A 21287-nucleotide genomic window follows, 5' to 3' on the forward strand; every position below is an offset into this window, starting at 1 on the left:
TACAAAATTACTCAGGTATTCGTCGTGTCAAATTCTATTACTATTACTGAATCCGCTCAGGAACATTTCGCAAAACTTCTCGAACAACAGCCGGAAGGAACCAATATTCGGGTCTTTGTCGTCAATCCCGGCACTCAGAACGCTGAGTGCGGTGTCTCTTACTGTCCGCCTGAGGCTGTAGAAAGTGCTGATACTGAAATCCCGTTTTCGGCGTTCTCTGCTTATGTTGATGATTTGAGCCTTCCTTTTCTCGAAGATGCTGTGATCGACTATGTGACCGATAAAATGGGCTCTCAGCTCACACTCAAAGCACCGAATGCAAAGATGCGTAAAGTTGCGGACGATGCACCGCTGCTTGAGCGCGTTGAATATGTTATCCAAACACAGGTCAACCCTCAGTTAGCCGGGCATGGTGGTCATATTCAGTTGCTGGAAATTACTGATGACGGTGTTGCCATTATTCAATTTGGTGGCGGGTGCAACGGCTGTTCGATGGTCGACGTCACACTGAAAGACGGCATCGAAAAAGAGCTGCTCGAGCAATTTGCCGGCGAGCTGAATGCTGTCAAAGATTTAACCGAGCATGACCGTGGTGAGCACTCATACTACTAAATCGGCCACATCCAAACATGTCAAAAGAAGTCGATGCCAATGCATCGACTTTCTGTTATGTGACTCTTGTTGGTAAAACAACTGTCAATATCGACAGACAAGTGTTTTCATCCCCATCAGTTTTTTCATATAGTTAAGCTATAGGTATCACGGAGGAGTATCAGCATGACGTCCAAACAGAACCCTGAGATCCTGAATATCACAACGGTTGCTCAATCGCGTCTTTTTACAGTGGAATCTCTGGATTTGCGTTTTTCCAACGGTGAACTACGCACGTATGAACGGATGCGCCCCAGCGGACGCCATGCAGTAATGATGGTTCCGATAACGGCTCAGGGAGATATTTTGCTGGTCCGTGAATTTGCAGCAGGCACAGAGCGTTACGAGTTGGGATTTCCGAAAGGATTAATTGATCCCGGTGAACATGCTGAAGAAGCAGCCGTAAGAGAACTCAAAGAAGAAGTGGGATTTGGGGCGAAACAGCTCACCCACCTCAAAGATCTGATTCTTGCGCCGTCTTATTTTTCCGGACAAATGTCTCTGTTTATCGCTCAGGACTTATACCCGGAGCAACTCGTTGGTGATGAGCCCGAACCTCTTGAAATCATCCGTTGGCCGTTATCTCAGGCTGAAGAACTGTTAACCCATCTCGACTTTTGTGAAGCCCGTAGTGTGACAGCGCTGCTTCTCACCTTAAATTATATGAAGCAACATCAGTTGCTCCCGGAGGTGAACACATTATGAAACGAGACCATTCACATCTGTTACCGCAACTGATTGAAATTGCTCGTTCCGCCGGGCAACTCATTCTGGACTATTACCAGACCAAATCCTACGAAGCATTTACTAAATCAGACCAAACCCCGGTGACAAGCGCTGATTTAGCTGCACATAAATTTCTTACCGAAAAACTCCAATCGTTGACGCCTGACATCCCAGTACTCTCCGAAGAAGATGCGGATATCAGTCTGGAAAAACGTTCAGAGTGGTCTCGCTACTGGTTAGTTGATCCACTGGATGGTACACAGGAATTCATCGCACGGAGTGGCGACTTTGCAACAGTCATCGCACTGGTAGAAGACAATCAGCCTGTGATCGGCGTGGTTTACGGCCCGGTATCGGGCGTTACATATTATGCCTGTCGTGGTAAGGGAGCCTGGAAAATCCCAGATTTATCCGACAGTTTACGGATTCGTACTCACCAGCATGAATTTCCCAGTCAGTCGATTTCGATTGCCATCAGTCGCCGCCAAGATATCAACCGAATCACCAATCGTCTCAGTACCGAATGGAATTATGATTTAGTGCCGCTCGGTTCTGCAGCATTAAAAGCTTGTCTGGTTGCAGAGGGCGCGGTTGACTGTTATTTGCGGCTGGGTCCAACCGGAGAATGGGACACTGCGGCAACTCAATGTATTGTGGAAGAAGCAGGGGGAAAGCTTCTGAGTACGAAACTTTCACCACTCTCTTACAATCTCAGAGAGACATTGGAAAACCCGAATTTTATCGTGATTGGTGATCCAACGCTTCCCTGGCAAGAGATCCTCACCCATAAGGGCTAACGTCTTAACGGCTATATCCGTTAAGCGCTAGTCTGTCACGGTTATCAGTTAGGAAGTGTCAGTGTTCCGTGTGATTGAAATGAGTATCGTCCCTGAGCATCTGTCGATGCATAGGTCTGAATCCACTGACTGAACATTTTAGGCAGACGTTCACTCGGTTTTACCCAACCTTGTACTTGATACTGGTCCTGTGGTGTTAACACCATCGAATATTCACTTTGTAGTGCTTCCGATAACTGCTGACCTTTCAGACTGATCCGGCCATCTTCACAGGCGAGTCGGGCTGATACTTTTTCTAACGGGACCGATTGAGAGAGCATCGAGATTTGTGCATTTGTCCAAGTAATCTCGCCTTCGCCCTGAGCACAAAACGGTGGCTGATACAGATAATTATCAATGACCAGTCTGAACGCGCCATCAGCGCTCACCGGTAGCGGCAAATGCATATTCTCGGCAACAAACCGAGCCGGAGCCGTCAGTGACAGATTGCGGACATAAACACCGGAAAAACCAACCCCGACCTCACCAGTTCCCCGAAGAGCTGCCTCATGACGTTTGCCTAAAGCGATATCCGCAGCAATCTTACCTTTGAACAGAGAGAGAGGACGCAAATTCCAAACCAGTGAGCCCAGATCATAGTTCATCCATTTAGCAGACTGAACTTCACCATGCCATATTGTCCCGCCAACCCCGCTCAACAATAGTTCCCGGGGTTGAGGAATGAATTTTAAAGCCATATTTGCAGGTAAGTGGACCAACACACTGACCACAAACACAAAAAACAAACCAACGACATACATAATTTTTTTCTTCACTTTATTTAACCTCGAACTAATTCCAGGCGTTTTATATCAATCATGCCATTTTTTTCAGCCCTATCGATATCCATCATCATCACCTGAATACCATACTGCTGCCGTAAAAAAGCCAACCAGTCGATAAACTGGTTAAACGCTATCGGTTCCACCCAAATTTGTAAGCCTTCACCTTTGGGTTGCATTCGAATAAGCCGGACACCAAACTTACCTGTCGAACCGGCAACGGCTTGATTCATCGGCTCATCTGAAGATACTGGACCATTCCCACGTTTTCTCAGCTGAGTTAGCACATCGGCCTTATCTGTGACCCACGCATATAAATTCTTCTCTGCGGTCAATTTATTTTGAGCCAGAACCCGCTGTTCCTGCATGGGGCGAACAATACCACCATACAGCAGTGCCAAGACACTAAAACTGACAGTAATCAGTAACCATCGCTGCTCTCTGGAGGACAATGTCTTCCACCAAGTATAGCCACGATTCATCCATTGATTCATATCGTTCACCTACTTATTCTTTAAGATGAAAGACCCTGAGACCTGATTATCATCTCGGTTAAGCGGTCCTTGTTGTACATCAAACTTCTGGGACAGTTTCTGACGCGTGGCTTCAAATGCCTGAAAATCGGCACCTCGCACATCAATACGAATATCGCTCCGCGCCCCGTCATAATGAATACGTTGAAGTTGTATCCCTGAAGTACTGCCAATGGTCTCTGCCAACGACGTAAATAATGACAATGCGGAATCTTGACCTTCACCACCAGACAATGTCTTAATTTCATTGGTAAATTGTCCTTTCAGATAACTCACCGTCGGGATTTTGTGCCGCTCCGGAAATAGTGTTCTGAAAATATGTTCACTTTCGGTTCTCAGGGCGCTGGCCTCTTGAGACATCTGGCGGATATCAACCGCATGATGAATCAACAACAAGGTCATCAACGCCACCAAAGCAATGACACTACCTCGCCAAATCTGCCAGTATTTCATCACCGAAGAGGACTTCTTAAATTTACCGGTCAACAACGTGATCGGGCTACTTAATGCCCCGCGGTACAGCAACAGGTCAATCGAATCAACCAGCTTCTCGGTCCAGACCTGTGAACTCGAATCATTCAACTCAGGCACCCGGCTGTAAGATGTAATCTCAAGTGCCGGACTTTCCTCCGCATCTTCATTCATCTGGGCAAATATGGGTAACCACGAGCTTTCAATACACACACCGCTGAACTGGCCCTGACGAATAATCCATTCATGACCCAATTGGACAGCCGTCACATTTTCTTCTGTCGGTAGTGCCAACACATCCGGCAAGACATTTTCTACTGGGAGTCCGCAGGCTTCAAACTGTTCCAGAATACAACTCAACCAATCCCGATCTACCGCTACGGTATAAACTTGGTTTTCTTGCTTCGCCAGTACGGAAAAATGCAATGTATCCACATCCTGTGCTAATTCATCTTCAACTAAGTACGGCAGCATTTTTTCATACTGACGAGCACCACCAGCCGGTAATGAAACCGTCTTCATTACCACATCAGCACCAGAAAGTAGGACAATCACAGGCCGTCCCTCAGCATGAGGGACTAACTCATCTATATTGGTCCAGGAGGCTATTTCTCCTGATTTTTCAATCGTTGTCGCATGCTCAGCACCGAGCCACCAATGCCCTTTGGCCTGGGGTTGCTTACTCAGCCGGACGAGCAGATATTCGCTCACGCTCTCCTCCATAGCGACGGCGAATGACCGTCACAGTTTTTCTATCTTTACTAAACATTAGACTCCGAACCCTTACGCGGGCATCATCGACCATGACCTGAGCATCCAATTCAAAGTAATTGCTATCAACCCCAAGAAAACCGGTGGCGTTTGATTTGCTTGTCTCATCAATCCCACTCAACTCACCTTGTGCCCAAAAATCATCGAGACTACTCCACCCGGAATAAGGCCGATCCTTAATCAACTGCACCGCAGCAGACTGACTGAGATAGGGATAAAACATCGCAACTAAAATGTTTGCCTGTTTGACAGAAACGGTATTGATATTCAATCGCCATTCTTTGGTCGGCAAAGCACATAAACTCGGCATACTTTTCAGCATAATCTCACCACTGACGCCCTGTACCGCCCGAATTTCTGTGGCATCAGCCAATAAACTATCGGGCGCATCATAGGCTGGTGACATCGACTCATAAAAACTGTCTTCTACCCCGCTGACCGAATTAATTGAACGATTCGTATCAATAAATTCCCAAATCGAGCTGGCCGCGACTTCAGCCTGATAATTATCAATGTCTTCCGTTTCAAACAGGTGCTGCAATACCTGCACCAGATAAGGTGTCCCGGTATCCGCAGGATTCCAGTTGATTCCCGCCAGTGCGTTAATATTCATGCAAGACTGCATGTCTTGAATATTCCCTTCCACCGTGCCGTAGTCCAGTGGATATTTTTTATCCTTTACCGCCCAAGGCTGACTCAGGTTAACGGCCTCATCATTATCTTCATAACTCTGCTTTATAACCGATTTAGCCAGCACTTCAACACCGAGGCTATACCAATATGCCTGTTGATATTTGAGTTGATTTCCTGACCGGTGATACTGGGTAAACAGGCGCTCCGACATTGTCGCCGCGATGGAAACCATCATTGCCAATATCAGCAACACAAGAATCAGGGCAACGCCACGCTGTCTTTGCAACGATTTAATTGGATGCATTGGAAACACTCAGCTCACTTCCAGAAACCAGATAAATCCGTTCAATCTGACCATAATCTTTCAGAGTGAGTCTCACACTAATGGCTTCCGGTAAAACCCCCTTGTCTTCCCATTGTTCAACCCATTGATTATCACGATATAAACGAAAGCTGATCGACTCAACCTGTGTCAATAATGGTCGAACAATGCCATTATCACCGGCAACCGTATCGGGATAACGCCACCATACTCTTTCCAGACGCTCTCCGGTTAAACGGTATCCGACCTTAATGATATCTCCACGGGGAAACTGCATTTGCGGGTTGACCCAACCATGCCGTGTAAAAAGAATACCGACACTATCTGAAGATAATAATCCGTCTTGCATCCACAACAACTGAGAGCCGGCTTCCTCTCCCTGGTTGCGAAACTGGCGGGACGCCATCTGGCGAAAATCACTATCCATAATAGCCAACGCCTTCTGAATTTCACCCAGCCGTTGTTCACTTTCCTGACTGACGACATTACTCCGCTGAACCTGGTTCAGTACCTGATAAGCAGCAATCGTCAGACTCGCCAAAATCGCCAGCGCCACCAGCACCTCAATTAAAGTGAATCCCCGACTATGACGCTTCATTTGCAACATAGCTTCTCACGATCACCACCGACGGACCGGATTTTCTTTGGGAAACGCTCACATCAAAGGCTTTCAACACATCACTGCTCGTTTCAACCAAAGACACTTTCCAATACCATGTCGTTCCAGCCATCTCTTCCGTTCCTTCCTGATTAGACAATGTCTCCGGTGCAAGCATGATTCGAGCCATTTGATTATCAACCACCATCGCAGCAAACATCTTTTCTTCGAGAGTGTGTACTGTATTGACATGTTGGCTGACAGCCTTAATCACACTGATCGATGCCGTTGCAAATATTGCCAATGCAATCAGCACCTCCAATAATGTCATTCCCTTACTTTGCTTCATCGTCTTGATCCGAGGGAGTCCGAATGTGCAGAATGCCGTCTTCAGAGGTTCTCACTAACCATAATGAATCTGGTGTAGAATCCGCCCAAAACTGGATAGAAAATGGGGTAACATCACCACTGGAGAGAATAAATACCTGCGGTGGCGGGATTGGCTTCTCATCTTCGTTTTGGTCGGGAAAATCCATGTCTTCAAACAAAGATTCCTGACTGAACAGGCGTTCCGGATTATTCCAGACACCCCCGCCGCGTTCAAAACGAAAACTCGTCCCCTCTTCAGCCGTCAGCTTACCTTTGATGGGAGACAGAGATTCAAGGTCTTTCCAGCCCTTATCCGATAACATCAAAAAGCGAAAGCTATGCTTTTTTTCATCGACATAAAGTCCATAAGTTCGCCCGCTGAAAATCGCATCTTCACTCAAAAGCTGTACTCGTTGATAAAGCCGTTCGGCCGTTTGTTGCACCTTATCCTGAGACCTGTCGGGCAGAGACATCACAACGACCATACTGCCCAGTGAAATCACTACAAGAACCAACATAATTTCCAGCAGTGTAAAACCACGATGGTATTTCATGAGCAGTATTCATCCAATCCACAATTACTGAATCCGCGATTACTGGAAGTCAAGCAGGTTCCAGTTACCGATATCGCTATTGTTCCCTTCACCACCTTCCTGACCATCAGCGCCATAGCTAAAGACATCAATTTTGCCTTTATCGCCAGGGCTCAAATATTGATAATCATTTCCCCAAGGGTCCTGCGGTAACCGCTTGATATAACCCCCTTCACGATAATTACGAGGTTCAGGATTAGACGGTTTTGTCACCAACGCTTTCAACCCTTGATCCGTAGTTGGATAAGTATTGTTATCTAAGCGATACATATCCAAGGCATTTTCCAGAGATACAATATCGGCAATCGTTTTTTTCTGATCGGCTTTCTCTTTATTTCCCAATAGATTCGGGACAACGAAGCTCGCCAAAAGCCCAAGGATAACGATCACGACCATCACTTCTAACAGCGTAAAACCACCTTGTTTGTTTACTTGATTTTTTATTTTCATTCCTACTCCAACATTCACGTTTCCTAACCAATGAACAGCTAAGACTAGCGCGTCATTAAATTGTTCATTTCTAAAATCGGCATTAGGGTTGCCATCACAATAAATAAAACCAATCCGGCCATTAATGCAATCAACATGGGCGTGAACAGCCCCAAAGCAATATTAACCGTTGCTTCAAACTGTTCGTCCTGATTATCAGCGGCACTAATCAGCATCCTCTCCAATTCACCACTCTGTTCACCACTGGCAATCATATGAAGCATCATCGGAGGAAAAAGCTTAGTTTGTTGCAGAGACTTACGAATACTCGCCCCTTCCCGGACTGATTCGGCCGCTTCCTGTACTTTTTGTTTCATGTACGTGTTTTCCACAACATCTTTGGCAACCAGCATTGCATCGAGAATCGGAATACTACTCGAAGAACATATTGCCAGGGTTCGTGCAAAACGAGAGGTATTCAGACCCCGAACAACTTTACCAATCATGGGTACACTCATCAGCCTACGATGAAATGCAAAGCGGATATGTGGCCGTTTTAGAGCCGACTGGATGAATGCCCATCCACCTAAAGCCAGCAGCAGAACCAACCAACCCCATTCCTGAACAAAATGGCTCATATTTAACAAAAGCTGAGTCGATGTCGGAAGGGTTTGCCCCATTTGGATAAATTGCCCGACAATTTTGGGCACGACAGCAGCTAAAAGAAAGGCCACAATCGTGATCGCAAAAACAACTAGAACAATGGGATAAATCAACGCCTGTAAGAGTTTTGAGCGCATCTTCTGCCGATTTTCGGTATAGCTCGCCAATCGATTCAGAATCATATCCAAGTGCCCGGACTTCTCACCGGCAGCAATCATGGAACGAAACAAACCATCAAAAATATGTGGATAATCGGCCATACTATCGGCTAGGGAAAAACCTTCAGTCACTTTTGACCGGACACGGGTAAGAACACTGCGAATCCGAGCCTTTTCTGTTTGTTCAATCACGGCTTGCAGACATGCCTCCAACGGCATTCCTGACTGGAGTAATGTCGACATTTGCCTGGTTAACAGCGCCAGATCCGTCGCTCCAATACCTCTTTTCCACGAGGTTGTACTGCTTTGCGTTTGATTATTTTTCTGGACTTGCGTGGCCTGAACAGCAATTGGCGTTAACCCTTGCTCTTTTAAACGCTGGCGAACGTGGCGGGCACTATCTCCCTCGATCACACCTTTTTTGCGTTTTCCTTTGAGATCAAGCGCCTGATATTCAAATGCAGCCATCAGACCTCCTCAGTGACGCGCAACACTTCTTCAAGTGTCGTGATCCCAGTCCGAACCTTGTTCAGTCCATCCATACGAATACTTGGGCATGACTCGCGAACTTGCTGTTCAACCGCCTGCTCTCCGGCTTCGGTATGGATCAGTGATTTGACTTTTTCATCAATCACTAATAATTCATGAATCCCAGTCCGTCCCCGATAACCTTTGTAATGACATTTTTCACACCCTTTCGGGGCGTAAAGTGTCAAAGACTCATCATCTTGAACATCGAAGAGCTCACGCTGTTCTTTCTCGGCCTCAAATGGCTGCTTACAATCGGGACATAACGTACGAACCAACCGCTGAGCCAGCACACCAACGAGTGATGATGACACCAGAAAAGATTCAATCCCCATATCTCTCAGACGAGTTACCGCGCCAATCGCGGTATTGGTATGCAATGTAGAAAGTACCAAGTGCCCGGTGAGAGATGCCTGCACAGCAATTTGTGCCGTTTCCAAGTCCCGAATCTCTCCGACCATCACGACATCAGGGTCCTGACGAAGAATGGCTCTCAACCCTCGGGCAAAAGTCATATCGACTTTCGGATTCACCTGTGTCTGACCGATGCCGTCAATATCAAACTCAATCGGGTCTTCAACCGTTAGAATATTTTTCTCATTCCGATCCAATTCTTGTAAGCCGGCATAAAGTGTCGTCGATTTACCGGAACCTGTCGGGCCCGTCACCAATAAAATACCATGTGGTCGCTGCAGCAGTTCTCGGAACCGCACGAAAATTTTCTCGTTCATTCCCAGACTGTAGAGGTCCATTTGAGTCGCATTTTTATCCAAAATACGCATCACCACCCGCTCCCCATGCGAGGAAGGCATGGTAGAAACACGGACATCGACCGCCCGGCCACCGATTCTCAGCGAAATACGACCATCTTGAGGTACCCGTTTTTCCGCAATATCCAACTTTGCCATCACCTTCACACGAGAGACCAATAAAGGGGCTAGCTTACGGCTGGGTGATAAAACTTCACGCAGCATGCCATCGACCCGAAAACGGATCGACAATGATGTTTCAAAGGTTTCAATATGGATATCGGAGGCTTCTTCTTTGATTGCCTCACTCAACATGGCGTTAATCAGTTTAATTATCGGCGCATCATCATCTGAGTCTAACAAATCCTGATTATTGGGCAGCTCCTCTGCGAGGGCAAAGAAATCATCATTATCTGCACCGAGATCTTCCATCAACTGGCGAGTTTCGGACGTATCACGCTGATAGACCTTCGTCAACCTTGCCTCGAACTCAGCTTCAGGAAGCGCCACCAGCTCAAACGACTTTTGCAACACCCGCTTAGCCTCAACCAAAGCCGAAATGGATACCGGCTCAACATAATAGAGATGCGGTGTCTCATCTTCATGTGATGCGTCAAATACGAGCTTATACCGGTTTGCGAAACTAAAAGGTAAACGCTGCACAACGCTACTCCTGCTCCTTAGGAACCTGCTCAAGAAATGCCTGTAATTCTTCCGGATAATCATTCTGTGAATTAAATGCGGGAATCACCGGCGTTTTCTTGTCACTCATCAATTTCAGGCCTCTCTCTGCTTTAACCAATTGCTCAGCCCGAATGAAGTTATATTTCCGCTGAGTCACACCATCCGCTGTCATACCATCACGAATGATCGTCGGCTTGATAAAGACCATCAAATTTCGTTTCTCAACTTTGGTACTGGTTGAACGGAATAGATATCCCAGTATAGGAATATCTCCAAGAAGGGGGACCTTAGAGTCGCTTTCCTGAGTGCGTTCATCGATCATACCGCCCAAGACTAGCATTTGACCATCTTTGACCATTACCGAAGTATTCAACTGTCGCTTGGCAAAGCGGACATCGATAGCACCATCAGCGGCCAGAACATTCGATACTTCTTGCTCAATAGTGAGTAAAACCGAATCCCCTTCATTGATTTGGGGAACAACCTTTAATTTGATCCCGACTTCTTTCCGATCCACGGTTTGGAAAGGATTATCATTCCCGGAGCTTGATGTCGCCCCGGTCAATACGGGGACTTCTTCACCCACGACAAATGAAGCCTCACCATTATCCATAACCGTGATACTCGGTGACGACAGAATATTTGAGCTCGAGTCTTGTGAAACCGCACTAATCAGAGCTGTCCAATCACCCATCACGATACTGACCGCGGCACCTTCTACGCCACTCAGAGCATCAGACAACGACGAATAGTCACCAGATTCTGTCGTCGTATAAGGCCGTCGATTACCATTATTGTCGGTATAATATTCAGTGCTGTTCTGATCTTTCGCTTCTTCCAGACCAACCATTACATCGCTGATAGAAGTACTACTATTGCCAAACTGGACTACCGATCCACTTTCAATCGAGCCCCATTGCACTCCGAGGTTAATCCCTTCACCTTCTGACATTTCGACAATCAGGGCTTCAATCAGTACCTGAGCCCGACGAATGTCCAATTGGCTGATGACATCCAGTAACGGTTTCATAATATCTTGTGGGGCACTGAGAATCAGAGAGTTGGTATCCTTGTGTGCGGCAATTGTAACGTCAGACCGGCTCGAAGGAGCGGACTTTTGCTCGCCTTGTTTTTCCGACTGAATATTATCTGAAACACCTTTCAACACATCGACCAAATCTTCAGCTTTCGCATACTTCAGATAAACAACCCGATGGTTACTCTTGGTCGCCATTTCAATATCAAGCCGTTTGATTAAGCGGACGATCCGTTTCCTGACTTTTGGATCACCGGAGATCAAAATCGAATTGGTCCGATCGTCTGCAACCACTTGCGGCTGGAGAATTTGCGGCAGGCTTCTGGTCTCTTTATTGGTATCGAGAGCACTGACAATCCGCACAATTTCCGGCGCTGATGCATTGGTCAATGTCACCACATCAATATCGGTGTTCCCGGCTTGATCAACCCGTTCGATAATCTGAGCTAAACGATCAACCACTGCAGCACGTCCGGTCAACAAAATGATATTCGCAGGTTCATAATGAACCACATTACCGGCACCTGCGTTGTTCACTAACTGACGCAACAACGGAGATAATTCTTTAACGGAAACATTGTGAACAGAGACAACACGGGTAATGACACTGTCAGCATCTGTATGACTGGATGAGTCCAATACAGGGATTGCTGAGGTTTTTGCATCTTTGGATTTAATGACTTTCAGAACACCGTTGTCCATTTCAACTACGGCAAAACCGTAGACTTCCAAAACATTCAGAAAGAAACCGTAGTATTGGTCATCATTGAGCGTGTCATAACTCCGTACATCTATTTTCCCTCGCACAGAAGGATCAACAATAATTGTTTTATGTAAGTTACGACCGACAATGTTAATAAATTCCTGAATATCAGTGCCTTTGAAATTGACACTGTACTCGTTCGCCAATGCTGCCGGAGAAAGCATCATGCTTCCTAGTAACAACCACGCGCTTTTTTTTAGCCAATACTTCACGTCTTCACTCCCTCAATGCCTAGCGACGCTGCATTAAAATTGAATATATATATCATGAGTCTGCCCATCTCTTTCTACTGTAATTTTTACATTCGAAAGGTCTGATAAAACAGAGGTGATATCTGACATTGCACTTTCTTTTCTTAAATCAACATCGTTCAATGCAACGGCAATATCACCATTCTTTAATCCGACAGATTGAAATAACTCCGGTGAACGTCCGGGGCTCAAGCGGTAACCGAGAATATCATCGTCACGCTTCATTTGAGACAAACGAACATATTGGAATAAAGTCTGCGGATTCTCCGCAATTTCATGTTTGATTTCAGCCAACCGTTCCGGCTGGGTGCTGATCTCACCGGTATCATAATTCATAAAGTCATCCGGAGACGGGTTGTTCAGCACGGAGTGAGGCTGATTCACCGTGCTTTCCAGACGGCTGTACCCCACATCTTCCAACATCAGTGTTTCATTTCTGCCAGCATTACGAATAATCACCCGATCATTCAAAACCGACTCCAGCGTCACTCGCGTCCCTTCAATTCGTTCCTTCAATCCATAAGTTGCCTGTACACCGTTATAATCAATAATGGCAAGATCTCCAGTGTTGTTATCACTCACGACAACACCGACAAGCTTCAGATTTAATTTTGTTTTCGGGGCATTGACGACATGCTTTTGAACAACTGGCTTATCACTCTGCTTTTGTAATTGGCCAAAAAGTTGTTTTTCTTTCACAAATGCGCTGTCAAAGCTATTTGTTGAACCTCGCTCTTCATGAGAAGAAGGGGGCTTCCATGATTGAACCTGCATCGTTTCAAATGGTGCCCAGACCAGTTGACCGAATATCCAGACAGCAACCAACCATATTCCCGCTGAAATAATGGTACTGAACAATGATTGATAGTGAATGAAAGAACGCAATAAAGACATGAATAACGCAGGTACTGAGTTCTTTAGTGTGTCAACGTGTGGCAATCTCTAACCCTTTGAATTTATCCCTGATTAATCGGTGTAATCAATTCTGCTACACCATATTAAGATTCTGACTAATATAACACACCCATTTTACTATCCACTGTTTTATACTCAAATTTCATCATTTTCTTGAAAACCTAGGGATAAACCACCATTTATCCTTTTATTATTGAGTAAAACAACATATTCAGAGGACGATTTTGCGATGAGTTCCAGTGAAGAACCGGTACGTCTAGATAAATGGCTCTGGGCTGCACGATTTTATAAAACCCGTTCGGTTGCCAGAAATATGGTTGACGGTGGCAAAGTCCACTATAATGGGCAACGGTCTAAACCAAGTAAAATCGTAGAAGTCGGAGCAACTGTCACGCTTAGACAAGGCCAAGAAGAAAAAGTTATCATTATTGACAAAATATCGGGCCAACGCAGAGGTGCGCCCGAAGCTCAAACCTTGTATACAGAAACGGCTGCAAGTATTCAAAAGCGTGAAGCACACGCGATGCAACGCAAATTGAATGCGCATAACCCAAGTCCGGATAAGCGTCCAGATAAAAAGCAACGACGCGATATCATCAAATTTAAACATCAATAAAGAACAAAGCTGGAGTTTCCTTCATGGCAAGCAATATGTTAAATCGCTACCTGTTTGACGAGTTATCAGTCCGTGGCGAACTGGTACAACTGGATGACGTCTACCAACAAGTCGTGTCCAGTCAGGAATATCCGGCACCGATTCAATCTCTGCTGGGAGAGTTACTCGTTGCAACCTCTCTGTTAACCGCGACCCTCAAGTTTGAAGGTTCAATTACCATGCAGATTCAGGGCAATGGCCCCGTATCTCTCGCGGTTCTCAATGGCGATCACGAGCAGAATGTCCGTGGCGTTGCCCGTTGGAAAGGCGATATTCCTGAGGATGCGACGCTACGTCAATTGATGGGAGACGGACACTTAGTGATTACCATCGACCCAAATAAAGGTGAGCGATATCAAGGAATAGTTGCTTTGGACGGTGACTGCCTGGCAGATGTTCTGGAAACTTATTTTGAACAGTCAGAACAGTTGAAAACACGGTTATGGATTAGAACAGGACAATCAGAAGAGAAGCTCTGCGCGGCAGGAATGCTCCTACAAATTATGCCGGATGGCACTGGTTCTCCGGATGATTTCGAACACCTTGAGCAGTTAACCGATACGATTAAAGATGAAGAGCTGTTTTCTCTACCGGCCAATGAACTGCTCTATCGCTTATACAATCAAGAAACAGTTCGACTGTTTGACCCCCAGCCGGTAACTTTCCACTGTGGTTGCTCCCGGCAGCGGTGTGGTGCAGCGATCATCACGCTCTCAGAAGAAGAAGTAAAAGAAATGCTGGCAGAAAACCCCATCATTGCGCTGCATTGTGAGTACTGTGGAACGGATTATCAATTTGATGAAAATGATATCAAAGAGTTACGTTACAGTTCACTGGAAGAAAACAAAACCATCCATTAATTTTCACCACTTATTAAGCGTTTTTTTTATACTTTAAGCCAGTTGAAAAACTGGCTTAATTGATTAATTCTCGATATAAAAAACCATTTCCTTCATAAAAACCAACATTTTATCAACACTTAATTTGCATAAATTAATAATTTCTATCACCTAGTCTAAACTAGTCTCTATACGTTAGAATAACTTCCCTTGATATGTGACGAAACACCTAAATACTCACAGGAAATGTGGGTATTTTTTGAACCACCTCCCTGTTTTCGATGGTTCTCGTTGCTAGCATGGCGTACAGATTACATAAAAGAATTCTTACAAAATCTCTACAATTCCTACGAAGGAGCACCTATGACCGTAATGGAACAAATAAAGGCTGCAAATATGGATCTTACCTCTTATGGCATCACCGATGTCACCGAAGTTCTTCATAACCCAAGTTATGAGCAGCTATTCGACGAAGAAACAGCACCTCACTTAGAAGGTTATGAAAAAGGTATTTTAACCGAATTAGGCGCAGTTGCTGTTGACACCGGTATTTTTACCGGTCGTTCTCCGAAAGATAAGTACATTGTGAAAGATGACACCACAAAAGATAATTTTTGGTGGACGTCTGACACAGTAAAAAATGATAACAAACCTATCACTCAGGCAGTTTGGGACGATCTGAAACAGCTAGTCACCAAACAGCTTTCCGGGAAGCGGTTGTTTGTGGTCGATGGTTACTGTGGTGCCAACCCGGACACTCGCCTTTGTGTTCGCTTTATCACAGAAGTTGCGTGGCAAGCACATTTTGTGAAAAACATGTTTATCCGTCCAAGTGAGGAAGAACTGGCCACGTTTGAACCTAACTTTGTGGTGATGAATGGTGCAAAATGTACCAATCCTAACTGGGAAGCGCATGGTCTGAACTCAGAGAACTTTACGGTCTTTAACCTGACGGAAAAAATGCAGCTGATTGGCGGCACTTGGTATGGCGGCGAAATGAAAAAAGGTATTTTCGCCATGATGAATTATTTCTTGCCACTTAAAGGTATTGCATCAATGCACTGCTCTGCCAATATGGGTAAAGATGGTGATGTTGCCGTTTTCTTCGGTCTATCCGGTACAGGGAAAACAACATTATCGACCGATCCCAAACGGGCACTGATTGGTGATGACGAACACGGCTGGGATGATGATGGTGTCTTCAACTTTGAGGGCGGATGCTATGCCAAAACCATCAAACTATCCAAAGAAGCTGAGCCTGATATTTACCATGCGATTCGCAGAGATGCCTTGCTGGAAAACGTCACCGTTCGTGCTGATGGCACTGTCGATTTCGATGATGGGTCCAAAACAGAAAATACACGTGTTTCTTATCCGATTTATCATATTGATAATATCGTTAAACCTGTATCGAAAGGCGGACATGCAAGCAAAGTCATCTTCCTGTCTGCTGATGCGTTCGGTGTTCTGCCTCCGGTTTCTAAACTGACCCCTGAGCAGACCAAGTATCACTTCCTCTCCGGTTTTACCGCAAAATTGGCGGGTACAGAACGAGGCATCACAGAACCGACACCGACGTTCTCCGCCTGTTTCGGCGCAGCATTCCTGACATTGCATCCAACCAAATATGCAGAAGTGCTTGTCAAGCGTATGGAAGCAGCCGGTGCTGAAGCGTACCTCGTCAATACAGGCTGGAATGGCACAGGAAAACGGATTTCAATTCAAGATACTCGGGCAATCATTGATGCCATCCTTGATGGTTCGATTGAGAAGGCGCCAACCAAAATCATCCCAATCTTTAACCTTGAAGTCCCAACTTCATTACCGAACGTAAATCCAGAGATTCTCGATCCTCGGGATACATATGTCGATGCTCTGCAATGGGAAAGCAAAGCCAAAGACCTCGCTTCTCGTTTCGTGAAAAACTTTGCTAAATACACCGATAATGATGAAGGCAAAGCGCTTATTTCAGCCGGACCACAAACCGACTGATGAGCCGTTAAAAATATCAGTAAGCCCCTATTTCAGGGGCTTTTTTTTGATAGTACGAATTTTGTTGAAGCAAAGCGATTTTTGTTCCAATCTGTTAGACCGAATGAACCAATGGTCTTAAAAAATGAAAACAGGTATTATCCGGGTATTCCTTATATGTCTCCTACTCATCCTGATAGGGATCACCGTCGGGATCGTAGTTATTCAGTCTCGCTATATCACACCTGTTGCTCAATGGACCATTCAAGAAATAGGGTTCCCTGAATTCCATGCCCGGAAAATCAGCTACCAATATCCGTTCCATCTCAAATTTGAACACGTCACACTGTCTCAGCAACTGACACCGATCCAAACAGTGGATGTTTGGCTCAATCCTTATCAGAGCACGCTCAATCAGCTCACATTCGACAGTGTGCTCATTGATGGTCTCACATTAGACAGCGAGCAAGCATCTCTCCCGACACCATTAGAGATGTTAAAAATCAACCAACTCGCTATCCGCAACCTTTCTGTTGCAACCGCTGACGATCTGACGATTCACGGGCTTAATGTGCAAATTCAAAACCCGACGTGGAATAAGACAAACGCCTATCTACCTTATGGTGATATCCAGCTGTATGCGTCTCAGATCATGTGGCAGGGGGAGACACTCACCGACCTACTCATCACTGGCAGTCATCAACCACAACAGAGTCAGCTTGATAGCCTGACTGCAAAATGGCGAGGCGCTTCACTTTCTTTGCAAGGAAAAACCAACGGACAACTCTGGTCAATCGAAAACCTAACTACGGACAAATTGAACTTGTCTCTGTCCCAAGTTCAGCAACTATCGTATAAATTCAGAGATCTGATTGAAAAGCACATTGCGCAGATTGATCGACTTGACCTGTTAAACAGCCAGCTCAATATGCCACGTATTCAGCTCAATAATTTCGACTTATCTCTGACTGACTTTCGTCCGACCGCATCTGAACCGCTCTGGAAACAGGCTCATGCAGAGCTCTCATTGGATGCAGAAAGTCTTGTCCTCGATAAAATAATGTGGGTAGAACCGAGTATCAACCTCATATTGACTCCCGGTCAGTTAGATGTTGATGACTTTAGTTCAACACTCATGGATGGCCAACTCCATGCGTCCGGCTCAATTACACCGGAGACAATGACCATCCGGGATTTACAGATCCAAAGCATGAAAATGTTTATCGAGTCGGGTTCTGAGCCTGACTTCACTTGGCTTGCATCTCTCATCCCATCATTTAAACAAGTGAACGTCAAACAACTGAAAATGCGTAATAGTCAGATTATCCAGCTTGCCCACCAGCCTTATTGGCAATTATCAGGGATCAATACGGATATCGATCATGCTCAACTACTCAATGCTCAACAGTGGGGATTATGGCAGGGTGCTGCGAGGATTTCCGTCAATAATCTGAGCTATGGAAAGTTCATGGTATCCCAAGGATTAGTCGAAATGCACAGTCAAGAGAATAACTGGATATTGGATCGACTATTTTTCCCTTTCTCTACTAAAGGATATCTGACCGCCAAAGGACAATGGCAATATGGATTGAAAGGTGCGCCATGGCAGTTTTCAGTTGACGCGGATAGCCTCCCCCTGAACCTGTTCAAACATCTTCCACTCCGTATGAAAGGGCTTGCTGACCTGTCAGGTTCGGCTCAGGGGCTTTCCGGAGACTCCGTGATTATCAATCACACTTTAAGTGGCTTATTGAATATGGATATCAGAAATGGTCAACTCCAGCTACCTGATAGCGATGATCAACCAAGAGACTTTATGGTAGACGCCATGCAAATTACCGGAGATCGAGGAAAAATCACCATTCCTGAAGTTCACCTAAAAGCCGACGATCTCAATGCGACCGTCAGTGGTCATTGGGATTTGACTCAATCTGAAGCCGGCTCGTTAACCCTGTCGGTTATCACTGGGGAAAAGCAAACACATTACAACTTACTAAAACCATCAGAAACAGTGCCACTTGACCCTCAGCCCGAAGCTGGTTCCATGCAAGAAACACCGCATTCAGCGACCGATTAAAGACTTATAATTCGGGATCAACATGTATGTTCCGACAAACTGAACCGCAGGTTGTTCCCCGCTTTTGATGGTCACATTGACGATGATCCGAGCTTTACGCCCAGACTCGAGACGATCCAGATCACCACTAATATCATCTAATGAGGTCACAGCGACCGGATTATCCAAAATCGGCTGCCGATAACGAATACGGCTATCGACCATCACAATGTCTCCATAAAGACTACGCTCCCGCATCAGTAACCATGCCATGCCCCACCCTGTCAGCGTTGCTAAGGTGAAAGCGGAACCGGCAAACATCGTGTTATGCGGATTGATATTGGGGTTCATCGGTGCGTAACACTCAAACTGATAGCCGGTGTACTGATTGATCTTGATACCCATTTTTTCACTGATCGGGATCTGGTTCTCCCAACGAGCCTGCAACTCAGAACACCACTGCGGTTTGCGCTGAACATTTGCCATCGGATCCAGTGTTTTCACCATCTGTTGATGCCGAACAGGTCCACGTTCATCACTCAACTCACCTCGACGCTCAAAGCCATTCTTCTCATAAAAAGCAATGGCATCCTCTCTGGCATTACATACCAGCCGTTTCGCACCTTCCTGACGGGCGAGTGACTCTAATGTCACCAAGAGCAGTGATCCCATCCCCCGGCTCCGGCGATTCGCTTTCACCGCCATATAACGAATCTGTCCTTCACAGTCAGGAGTAATGTACAAGCGGCCGACAGCCATAGGGCGCCCCCGACTATCGACAATCATCCGATGATGACTCATTGGGTCATATTCGTCCCGTTCTGATCCTAACGGCAAATGCCACGGCTCACGTAGCATTTGCCAGCGAAATAAATAGTATTTATTCAGCTGGTTCTCCGTCTGAGGACTAATAATCTTAAACATGAATTGTCCCTATCTTATTGATTAAACCTGTAACCAGAAGGTCACCGGTCCATCATTCACCAACGCAACTTTCATATCCGCAGCAAAGCGTCCTCTCTCTGTAGGAAGGATACTTGCACACTGATCAGCGAAATAATCGTACAAGCGCTCAGCATCTACGGGTGCCGCACCACGAGAAAATCCAGCGCGTGTTCCCTTTTTCGTATCTGCCGGTAATGTAAATTGTGAAACCACTAACACTTCCCCCCCGATTTGTTGAACATTGAGATTCATCTTTCCCTGTTCATCTTCAAACACTCGGTAGGTCGTCACCCGTTCAACCAGACGTTTAGCCTTGGTTTCATCATCATCTTTTTCAACACCCAACAATACCAGCAGTCCTTGCCCAATATTTCCTACAACCGAACCGTCCACAGTGACGGAAGCTTCACTTACTCTCTGAATCAGTGCGATCACGACGTGTTCCTTTTTCTCCACCATTATCATCAGTCGATTCATCGGATTCTAACATGTCTTCATGCCAAGATTCATATTCACCCAATGAGGCCGTTACTTCTGCTCCTAATAAGACAATCAACCAAGATAAATAAACCCAGATGAATAAAATCGGAATCGCGGCCAATGCCCCGTATATAACCTGATAAGAGGGAAAGTGTGTAATATAGGCAGCAAATCCTGATTTACTGATTTCAAACAGTAATGCGGCCACTAACGCCCCTGACAAGGCATGGCCTAACTTGACTTTTTTATTCGGAACCAGAACGTACAAACCGGTAAATGCCGCAAACGAAAGTAAGAATGGCAGTCTTCTGAGCACCCACTGAGAAAATCCGTGCAGAGTTTCATTGGAGAGCAAGTTCAGAGATGTCATGTAGGATGTCACAGCAAGACTCGCCCCAACCAGAAACGGGCCTAACGTCAGAACCATCCAATACATTGAAAAAGAGAAAACCCAGCGACGCTTCTGATGAACCCGCCAGATGTAATTCAACATTTTATCAATATTAGAAATCAGCGTTAGTGCAACGACAAATAAGAATAATCCCCCCAACGCCGTCATTTTGCTGGTATTAGATACAAAGTCATGCAATGCCTGATTAACCGCTTCACCCGCAGCTGGCAAGAAATGAGTAATAACAAACGATTGAATCACTTCTCCGGCATCATTAAAAGCCGAAAACGCAGATAATACCGACAGTAAAACCGTCACCATCGGAACAAAGGACAGCAACGAGATATAAGCCAGATATCCGGCATTGACCTGAATTCGATCGTGGAGAACCCGACGCCATAAGTATCGGAAAAAAGCGGCTCCAGTATCGATGATTTTTTTTGTATTCAATACAGATACCTCATCGGCAAACCGTGGTGATTTTATAGA

General features: G+C 45.6%; 22 protein-coding genes. 7 read left to right on the plus strand and 15 right to left on the minus strand.

Translation table 11 applies throughout. The features are described 5' to 3' along the window. The first annotated feature begins 24 nt into the window (after window positions 1-24). From nfuA to cysQ, 3 genes are all read left to right on the plus strand, one after another. Window positions 25-612 (plus strand): Fe-S biogenesis protein NfuA, encoded by a 588-nt coding sequence (nfuA, locus tag AC55NX_RS13200; RefSeq protein WP_496996164.1) that lies wholly within the window; start codon window positions 25-27, stop codon window positions 610-612. 165 nt (window positions 613-777) lie between these two features. Further along, window positions 778-1356: an ADP compounds hydrolase NudE gene (gene nudE / locus AC55NX_RS13205; protein WP_496996165.1), complete on the plus strand. Its 579-nt coding sequence runs from the start codon at window positions 778-780 to the stop codon at window positions 1354-1356. Further along, window positions 1353-2174 carry a 3'(2'),5'-bisphosphate nucleotidase CysQ gene (gene cysQ, locus AC55NX_RS13210; RefSeq protein WP_496996166.1) on the plus strand — a complete coding sequence of 274 codons (822 nt, stop codon included), beginning with the start codon at window positions 1353-1355 and terminating at the stop codon, window positions 2172-2174. Before nudE ends, cysQ begins: the two co-directional genes overlap by 4 nt. A gap of 44 nt (window positions 2175-2218) precedes the next feature. Here the strand turns inward: cysQ and AC55NX_RS13215 are convergent, their stop codons facing one another. Genes AC55NX_RS13215 through gspC form a run of 12 tightly spaced genes read right to left on the minus strand, consistent with a single transcriptional unit; the run spans window position 2219 to window position 13440 of the window. After that, window positions 2219-2989, minus strand: coding sequence for a type II secretion system protein N (locus AC55NX_RS13215; protein ID WP_496996167.1), 771 nt, complete (start codon window positions 2987-2989; stop codon window positions 2219-2221). Window positions 2990-2994: 5 nt separating this feature from the next. Continuing rightward, a complete protein-coding gene (locus tag AC55NX_RS13220; RefSeq protein WP_496996168.1) occupies window positions 2995-3489 on the minus strand; it encodes a type II secretion system protein M in 495 nt (164 codons plus the stop codon). Window positions 3490-3498: 9 nt separating this feature from the next. Then, the gene (gspL, locus tag AC55NX_RS13225; RefSeq protein ID WP_496996169.1) at window positions 3499-4710 is read right to left on the minus strand and encodes a type II secretion system protein GspL; all 1212 of its coding nucleotides are present in this window, start codon (window positions 4708-4710) and stop codon (window positions 3499-3501) included. Then, complete coding sequence (gspK, locus tag AC55NX_RS13230) at window positions 4679-5707, minus strand: type II secretion system minor pseudopilin GspK (protein WP_496996170.1); 1029 nt, start codon at window positions 5705-5707, stop codon at window positions 4679-4681. Before gspK ends, gspL begins: the two co-directional genes overlap by 32 nt. Beyond that, a complete protein-coding gene (gene gspJ / locus AC55NX_RS13235) occupies window positions 5694-6329 on the minus strand; it encodes a type II secretion system minor pseudopilin GspJ (protein WP_496996189.1) in 636 nt (211 codons plus the stop codon). The genes gspK and gspJ overlap by 14 nt, the downstream gene beginning before the upstream one ends. Next, window positions 6310-6672 carry a type II secretion system minor pseudopilin GspI gene (gene gspI, locus AC55NX_RS13240; protein WP_496996171.1) on the minus strand — a complete coding sequence of 121 codons (363 nt, stop codon included), beginning with the start codon at window positions 6670-6672 and terminating at the stop codon, window positions 6310-6312. The genes gspJ and gspI overlap by 20 nt, the downstream gene beginning before the upstream one ends. Further along, window positions 6659-7246: a type II secretion system minor pseudopilin GspH gene (gene gspH, locus AC55NX_RS13245; protein ID WP_496996172.1), complete on the minus strand. Its 588-nt coding sequence runs from the start codon at window positions 7244-7246 to the stop codon at window positions 6659-6661. Before gspH ends, gspI begins: the two co-directional genes overlap by 14 nt. Before the next feature lie 39 nt (window positions 7247-7285). After that, window positions 7286-7735: a type II secretion system major pseudopilin GspG gene (gene gspG / locus AC55NX_RS13250; RefSeq protein WP_496996173.1), complete on the minus strand. Its 450-nt coding sequence runs from the start codon at window positions 7733-7735 to the stop codon at window positions 7286-7288. 44 nt (window positions 7736-7779) lie between these two features. Then, complete coding sequence (gene gspF / locus AC55NX_RS13255) at window positions 7780-9003, minus strand: type II secretion system inner membrane protein GspF (protein ID WP_496996174.1); 1224 nt, start codon at window positions 9001-9003, stop codon at window positions 7780-7782. Then, window positions 9003-10538, minus strand: coding sequence for a type II secretion system ATPase GspE (gspE, locus tag AC55NX_RS13260; RefSeq protein WP_496996175.1), 1536 nt, complete (start codon window positions 10536-10538; stop codon window positions 9003-9005). The genes gspF and gspE overlap by 1 nt, the downstream gene beginning before the upstream one ends. Next, window positions 10480-12507 (minus strand): type II secretion system secretin GspD, encoded by a 2028-nt coding sequence (gspD, locus tag AC55NX_RS13265; RefSeq protein ID WP_496996176.1) that lies wholly within the window; start codon window positions 12505-12507, stop codon window positions 10480-10482. Before gspD ends, gspE begins: the two co-directional genes overlap by 59 nt. Before the next feature lie 33 nt (window positions 12508-12540). Further along, on the minus strand, window positions 12541-13440 hold the full coding sequence (gspC, locus tag AC55NX_RS13270; RefSeq protein ID WP_496996177.1) for a type II secretion system protein GspC: 900 nt from the start codon (window positions 13438-13440) through the stop codon (window positions 12541-12543). Between the two features lie 250 nt (window positions 13441-13690). Between gspC and hslR the strand changes: the two genes are divergently transcribed. The 4 genes from hslR to AC55NX_RS13290 all read left to right on the plus strand — a co-directional run bounded on the left by hslR (window position 13691) and on the right by AC55NX_RS13290 (window position 19003). Next, complete coding sequence (gene hslR / locus AC55NX_RS13275; protein ID WP_496996178.1) at window positions 13691-14077, plus strand: ribosome-associated heat shock protein Hsp15; 387 nt, start codon at window positions 13691-13693, stop codon at window positions 14075-14077. A gap of 23 nt (window positions 14078-14100) precedes the next feature. Beyond that, window positions 14101-14976 (plus strand): Hsp33 family molecular chaperone HslO, encoded by an 876-nt coding sequence (hslO, locus tag AC55NX_RS13280; RefSeq protein ID WP_496996179.1) that lies wholly within the window; start codon window positions 14101-14103, stop codon window positions 14974-14976. Window positions 14977-15318: 342 nt separating this feature from the next. Further along, entirely contained in the window at window positions 15319-16947 is a 1629-nt protein-coding gene (gene pckA, locus AC55NX_RS13285) for a phosphoenolpyruvate carboxykinase (ATP) (RefSeq protein ID WP_496996180.1), read from the plus strand. Window positions 16948-17071: 124 nt separating this feature from the next. Continuing rightward, window positions 17072-19003 carry an AsmA family protein gene (locus AC55NX_RS13290; protein ID WP_496996181.1) on the plus strand — a complete coding sequence of 644 codons (1932 nt, stop codon included), beginning with the start codon at window positions 17072-17074 and terminating at the stop codon, window positions 19001-19003. Here the strand turns inward: AC55NX_RS13290 and AC55NX_RS13295 are convergent. From AC55NX_RS13295 to AC55NX_RS13305, 3 genes are read right to left on the minus strand one after another with little or no spacing between them, the layout of a single operon-like run. Further along, window positions 18989-19906, minus strand: a complete 918-nt coding sequence (locus AC55NX_RS13295; RefSeq protein ID WP_059122986.1) for a bifunctional GNAT family N-acetyltransferase/hotdog fold thioesterase — start codon at window positions 19904-19906, stop codon at window positions 18989-18991. The two genes, AC55NX_RS13290 and AC55NX_RS13295, sit on opposite strands and share 15 nt — an antisense overlap. Before the next feature lie 21 nt (window positions 19907-19927). Next, complete coding sequence (gene dtd, locus AC55NX_RS13300; RefSeq protein WP_496996182.1) at window positions 19928-20362, minus strand: D-aminoacyl-tRNA deacylase; 435 nt, start codon at window positions 20360-20362, stop codon at window positions 19928-19930. Then, window positions 20334-21248, minus strand: a complete 915-nt coding sequence (locus AC55NX_RS13305; RefSeq protein WP_496996183.1) for a virulence factor BrkB family protein — start codon at window positions 21246-21248, stop codon at window positions 20334-20336. The genes dtd and AC55NX_RS13305 overlap by 29 nt, the downstream gene beginning before the upstream one ends. Window positions 21249-21287 lie beyond the last annotated feature (39 nt).

The sequence above is a fragment of the Vibrio rubrogenes genome, assembly GCF_059641415.1.